This window comes from Caulobacter sp. S45 (genome assembly GCF_903642205.1).
Classification (GTDB): Bacteria; Pseudomonadota; Alphaproteobacteria; order Caulobacterales; family Caulobacteraceae; genus CAHJWH01.
Genome location: NZ_CAHJWH010000176.1, coordinates 1 through 6,129, shown reverse-complemented (window position 1 = coordinate 6,129; position 6,129 = coordinate 1). Strand labels below are relative to the sequence as shown.

The 6,129-nt window shown below is 69.1% G+C and carries 5 protein-coding genes and 1 riboswitch; of the genes, 3 read left to right on the top strand and 2 right to left on the bottom strand.

Annotation, left to right across the window (positions count from 1 at the left end):
• Positions 1–4: 4 nt before the first annotated feature.
• A complete protein-coding gene (gene thiC / locus HUV06_RS14120; protein WP_174301892.1) occupies positions 5–1,843 on the bottom strand; it encodes a phosphomethylpyrimidine synthase ThiC in 1,839 nt (612 codons plus the stop codon).
• Between the two features lie 210 nt (positions 1,844–2,053).
• A riboswitch (TPP riboswitch) is annotated at positions 2,054–2,161 on the bottom strand.
• Positions 2,162–2,270: 109 nt separating this feature from the next.
• Between thiC and pip the strand changes: the two genes are divergently transcribed.
• The 3 genes from pip (at position 2,271) to infA (ending at position 5,564) form a co-directional block, all read left to right on the top strand.
• Entirely contained in the window at positions 2,271–3,272 is a 1,002-nt protein-coding gene (pip, locus tag HUV06_RS14115; RefSeq protein ID WP_174301891.1) for a prolyl aminopeptidase, read from the top strand.
• Between the two features lie 408 nt (positions 3,273–3,680).
• On the top strand, positions 3,681–5,183 hold the full coding sequence (locus HUV06_RS14110; RefSeq protein WP_174301890.1) for a DEAD/DEAH box helicase: 1,503 nt from the start codon (positions 3,681–3,683) through the stop codon (positions 5,181–5,183).
• A 108-nt stretch (positions 5,184–5,291) separates the two neighbouring features.
• Positions 5,292–5,564 carry a translation initiation factor IF-1 gene (infA, locus tag HUV06_RS14105; RefSeq protein WP_174301889.1) on the top strand — a complete coding sequence of 91 codons (273 nt, stop codon included), beginning with the start codon at positions 5,292–5,294 and terminating at the stop codon, positions 5,562–5,564.
• A 128-nt stretch (positions 5,565–5,692) separates the two neighbouring features.
• On the opposite strand, the gene HUV06_RS14100 is transcribed toward infA, so the two are convergent.
• Positions 5,693–6,129, bottom strand: a 437-nt coding sequence (locus HUV06_RS14100) for an FtsW/RodA/SpoVE family cell cycle protein (protein WP_174301888.1), incomplete at its 5' end; no start/stop codon positions are given.

Below are 6,129 nucleotides of genomic sequence, written 5' to 3'. Positions count from 1 at the left end.
CGGCCTAGACCGGCTGGTAGATCTCCCCGCCCAGCTCCCTGAACTTCTCGCTCATCTGCGCCATGCCGGCTTCCGAGGTCGCCACCGCCACATCGTTCTGCCCGCGAGCGGTGTCCCTGATCTCCTGGCTGATCTTCATGGAGCAGAATTTCGGGCCGCACATGGAGCAGAAGTGGGCGGTCTTATGCGCCTCCTTCGGGAGCGTGGCGTCGTGGTACTTGCGGGCGGTCTCCGGGTCCATGCCGAGGTTGAACTGGTCTTCCCAGCGGAACTCGAAGCGCGCGCGGCTCAGCGCATCGTCCCACGCTCTCGCGGCGGGGTGGCCCTTGGCGAGGTCGGCGGCGTGGGCGGCGATCTTGTAGGCGATCACCCCGTCCTTGACGTCCTGCTTGTCGGGCAGGCCCAGGTGCTCCTTGGGCGTGACGTAGCAGAGCATGGCGGTGCCGAACCAGCCGATCATGGCCGCGCCGATGGCGCTGGTGATGTGGTCGTAGCCCGGCGCCACGTCGGTGGTCAGCGGCCCGAGCGTATAGAAGGGCGCCTCGTGGCAGATGCGCAGCTGCTTATCCATGTTGGCCTTGATCTTATGCAGCGGCACGTGGCCAGGGCCCTCGATCATCACCTGCACGGCGTGCTTCCAGGCCACCTGGGTCAGCTCGCCCAGGGTCTCCAGCTCGGCGAACTGGGCGGCGTCGTTGGCGTCGGCGATGGAGCCGGGGCGGAGGCCATCGCCCAGGCTGAACGAGACGTCGTAGGCGGCCATGATCTCGCAGATCTCTTCGAACCGCTCGTAGAGGAAGTTCTCGCGGTGGTGGGCCAGGCACCACTTGGCCATGATCGAGCCGCCGCGCGACACGATGCCGGTGACGCGCTTGGCAGTCAGGGGGATGTAGGGCAGGCGCACGCCCGCGTGGATGGTGAAGTAGTCCACGCCCTGCTCGGCCTGTTCGATCAGGGTGTCGCGGAACACCTCCCAGGTCAGGTCCTCGGCGATGCCGTCGACCTTCTCCAGAGCCTGGTAGATCGGCACCGTCCCGATGGGCACCGGCGAGTTGCGCACGATCCACTCGCGGATGTTGTGGATGTTGCGCCCCGTGGAGAGGTCCATCACCGTGTCCGCGCCCCAGCGGATGGCGAAGACCATCTTCTCCACCTCCTCGGCCACCGTGGAGGTGACCGCGGAGTTGCCGATGTTGGCGTTGATCTTGACCAGCAGGTTGCGGCCGATGGCCATCGGCTCCAGCTCGGTGTGGTTGATGTTGGCCGGAAGCACGGCGCGGCCGCGGGCGATCTCGTCGCGGATGAACTCGGCCGTGACGTTCATGGGCAGCTCGGCGCCGAAGGCCTCGCCGTCGCTGATCAGGTCCTTGATCATCTCGCGGCGGAGGTTCTCGCGGATGGCGACGAACTCCATCTCCGGCGTGATGATCCCGCGCCGGGCGTAGGCCATCTGGGTGACGGTCTGGCCGGGCCTGGCGCGCAGGATGGGCGGCCGATTAGGGAACTCAGGCACCAGGTAGTTAGGCGACACGTTGCCGTTGTCCTCCGGCTTCACTGCGCGGCCGGCCACGGGCTCCACGTCGCCGCGGGCGGTGACCCAGGCCAGGCGGGGCCGGGCCAGGCCCTGCTCGATGTCCACGCTGGCGGCCGGGTCGGTGAAGGGGCCCGACGGATCGTAGATGGTCACCGGCGGCTCGTCGGCGGAGGGGTGCACCTTCACCTCGCGGAAGGGCACGCGGATGTCGGGGTGCAGCACGCCCGCCTGGTAGACCTTCTGGGAGCCCCCGATCTCGCCGGTGTCGATCTTGCCGGCAGGGAGGATGCGGGGGGTGGGGGCGTTCATGAGCGGCCTCGTTCGTGGGCGCCGCCGCCTCGTCCTTCGACAAGCTCAGGATGAAGCGGACTGTGAAGGAGGCGCCGGCCTGGCCTGCAGGGCCAAGTCCACAGCGCGCCAACCTCTGCAATCGCCTCATCCTGAGCCTGTCGAAGGACAAGGCGACGCAGGACGTCAGCAACCGACCAGGGGCGTACCAGCGGGACGGATCACGGGCATGATGAACCCCTGTTCCCTCCCTTCGCCGGCATGACCCGGATCAGGTTCGGCGGATCGCGGGACTACCCGCCTCTCAGCCGCTCGAATGCGGCCCTCCGGAGAACCCGGCCACACTAGGCGTGCGGGCGAGGGCGTCAAGCGTGGCCGGGGCGTCACGGCTCTGGCCCCCGCAGGCGCAAGGCGCTAGTTGCGCAGGCGTGGAGCGCGCGACGGTCTCATGAGCAGCTTGGACAGTTCCAGCGGGGTCGTTCCGTCCGGCGCCGGCCGGCGGACTCTGTACCCGGAGAACGAGCCCTTCGAGTCCGGCTGGGTCCAGGCGGGAGGTCGTCACGAGGTTTACTACGAGACCTGCGGCGCCCGCGACGGCCGGCCCTGCGTGATCCTGCACGGCGGCCCGGGCGGCGCCATCAACGCCACCATGCGCCGCTTCTTCGACCCGGCGCGCTGGCGCATGACCCTGTTTGACCAGCGCGGCTGCGGCCGGTCGCGCCCGAACGCGCTGCTGGAGGACAACACCACCTGGGACCTGATCGCCGACATCGAGCGGCTACGCGAGCGCGCCGGCGTGGAGAAGTGGGCGGTGTTCGGCGGCTCCTGGGGCTCCACCCTGGCCCTTGCCTACGCCGCCACCCACCCCGAGCGGGTGTCGGCCCTGGTGCTGCGCGGCATCTTCCTGCTGACCCGGCGCGAGCTGCACTGGTTCTACCAGGACGGCGCCTCGATGATCTTCCCGGACGCCTGGGAGCGCTTCCTGGCGCCTATCCCGGTGGAGGAGCGAGGCGACCTCCTGACCGCCTACCACCGCCGCCTGACCCACGACGATCCGGCCGTCCAGGCCGAGGCGGCCAACGCCTGGAGCCGCTGGGAAGGCGACACCATCTCCATCCGCGGGCCCGAGGCGCGACCGTCCAAGTTCAATGAGAGCGCCTTCGCCGTCGCCTTCGCCCGTATCGAATGTCATTTCTTCCGCAACGGCGGCTTTTTCGCCCACGACGGCTGGCTGCTGGATCAGGCCCCGCGTCTGCGCCAGATCCCGACCTGGATCGTGCAGGGCCGCTTCGACGTGGTGACGCCTATGGACTCTGCCTGGAAGCTTAAGGCCGCTCTGCCCGACGCGAGGTTCGAGATCGTCTGGGACGCAGGGCACGCCTCCACCGAGCCCGGCACGATCAGCGCCCTTGTGCGCGCCACCGACGCGGCGCTAACCGTCAGCGTCTGAGGCGTCGAGCTTCCAGCCGCAATCCCGGCCAAGCCCGGCCGAGATCGACCGCTTCACCGCCCGCGCCAAGGCGATCGGACTCACGGGAGAGCTGCAATAGCCGGGAGTTCGCGCCGGGCGAGGGGCAGCCTGGCTCCTGACAACTGCGGAGTCGATCGACGCTCATCTGCGCTCAGCTTGACTTTTCGCATTTCAGCGTTGATACAGTGACGATCCGCGGGTCAAGCTCGCGCATGATCGGCGCTCCAGCCGCGTGGGGACCGGGTTCACCTGGTCCGCCTGTTGAGCGCCCTGATACGTCCGCATAGTTCGCCCAGGCACGCGGGGCGATCCCCCGCTGATCCGCCGTCACAGGCGCGACCGATACGTTCGGCCGCCGCGATGCGCGCCTGTACGAAACGACACCCGATGACCCAGTTCACCGACCTCGGCCTCAACCCGGCCCTGCTGAAAGCCTTGAAGAGCGAAGGCTACGAGACCCCCACCCCCATCCAGGCCCAGGCCATCCCCGCCGTCATGGCGGGGCGTGACCTGCTGGGCATCGCCCAGACCGGCACCGGCAAGACCGCCGCCTTCGCCCTGCCGATCCTGCACCGGCTGGACGCCACCCGGAAGCCCGCGCCCCGGCGCGGCGCCAGAGTGCTCGTGCTGTCGCCGACCCGCGAGCTGGCCAGCCAGATCGCCGAGAGCTTCCGCACCTATGGCAAGCACCTTGGCTTCACCGTCGCCACCATCTTCGGCGGGGTGAAGTACGGGCCGCAGATGAAGGCGCTGGCCGCCGGCGTCGACATCCTGGTGGCCACTCCCGGCCGGCTGATCGACCACATGGGCGAGAAGACCGCCAACCTCGGCGAGACCGAGATCTTCGTGCTCGACGAGGCCGACCAGATGCTCGACCTCGGCTTCCTGCAGCCGATCCGGCGCATCGTCTCGACCCTGCCCAAGACCCGCACCAACCTGTTCTTCTCGGCCACCATGCCGGGCGAGATTGGCAAGCTGGCGAGCGATCTGCTGAACGACCCGTTCCGCGTCTCGGTCACGCCGCATGCGCCGACCCATGAGCGGGTGGACCAGCGCCTGATCTTCGTGGAAGCCGACATGAAGCGCGAGATGCTGTCGGAGCTGTTCGCCGACGCCAAGCTGACCCGCACCATCGTCTTCACCCGCACCAAGCGCGGCGCCGACCGGGTGGCCAAGCACTTGGAAGGCGGCGGCGTACCCGCTCAGGCGATCCACGGCGACAAGTCGCAGGGCCAGCGCGAAAAGGCGCTCGCCGCCTTCAAGGCGGGGAACTGCCGGGCGCTGGTGGCCACCGACATCGCCGCGCGCGGCATCGACATCGACCTGGTCAGCCACGTGATCAACTTCGAGCTGCCCAACGTGCCGGAGTCCTACGTCCACCGCATCGGGCGGACCGCCCGGGCCGGCGCGACGGGCCAGGCCATCAGCCTGTGCGCCGACGACGAGCGTCCGCTGCTGAAGGACATCCAGAAGCTCACCCGCCAAAACATCCCCACAGAGGACCGGCGCAAGGACCGCGCCCTCGCCACCATGGCCAAGGCCACGCGCCTGGCCGGCGGCGACAAGCCGGAGCCGGTGGAAGCCGCGGGCGACCGCAACCGCGGCCGTGGCCGGCCCGCGCACCAGCAGGCTGGCAACGCCGCGCCGGGCGGAGGGCATCCACACGCGCGGCCTCGCAATGCTGGCGGCGGCCAGGGGCAGCCCCGCGGTCCCGGCCAGGGCCGTTCTGCCGAAGGCCAAGGCGGCCAGCGTCAGGGTGGCCAACGCCAGGGCGCCGCAAACGGTGGCGCTCAGACCCAGGGCGCCCAGCGTCAAAGCGGCCCTGGTCGTGGCGGCGAGACCGCCCCGGTCCGCGCCTCGCGGCCCAGCTGGCACCCCGCCGACGCCTGAACCGCCGCCTGTGGCCGGCCTGTACGTGAACCGTCAGGTCGGCTACGGCACTTCCAAAGTTAACCCGCGCGGAGTCGCCGCCATGAAGCTGCAGGTCACCTAAGCCGCATGTCCACCAAAGAAGAGTTCATCGAGTTCGACGGCATCGTCACCGAACTGCTGCCCGAAGGGCGCTACCGGGTGCAGCTCGACAACGCCCACACCGTGCTGGCCTACACCGCAGGCCGCATGAAGCGGAACAAGATCAGGACGCTGGTCGGCGACCGCGTCACCGTCGAGATGACCCCCTACGACCTCACCAAGGGCCGCATCACCTTCCGCCACAAGACCGAAGGCGCGCCAAGGCCGCCGGGTCAGAGGCCGCAGTTCCGGCGGCGGTAGGGCGTACTTGATCCTCTCCCTGTGGGGGAGGGGGACCAGCGAAGCTGGTGGAGGGGGCTGCGCCGCCGCTTCGCGTCGGCCCCCTCAGTCGGCTACGCCACAGGGGGAGCATCTTGATCTCGCCTGCCTCACATCAGCGAGCCCTTGCCGCTGGTGACTTCCGAGTGCCGGTGCACCCGCACCGCCTGCACCAGCCCGAACCCGATCATCACCGTCAGCACCTCGGTCCCGCCGTAGGAGAGCAGCGGCATGGGCACGCCCACCACCGGGGCCATGCCCATCACCATCGAGGCGTTGACCAGGATGTAGAAGGCGAAGGTCGCCGTCACGCCTCCCGCCGCCAGCCGGCCGAAATGGCTGTGCGAGCTCATCGCGGTGCGGAGCGCGATGAAGATGATCGCGCCGTAGAGCGCCAGCAGCGTCAGGCAGCCGATCAGGCCGAACTGCTCGGCGAAGGTGGCGAAGATGAAGTCGGTGTGCTTCTCGGGCAGGAAGTTCAGCTGGCTCTGGGAGCCCAGCCCATAGCCCTTGCCGAGCAGCCCGCCGGAGCCGAGCGCGATCTTGG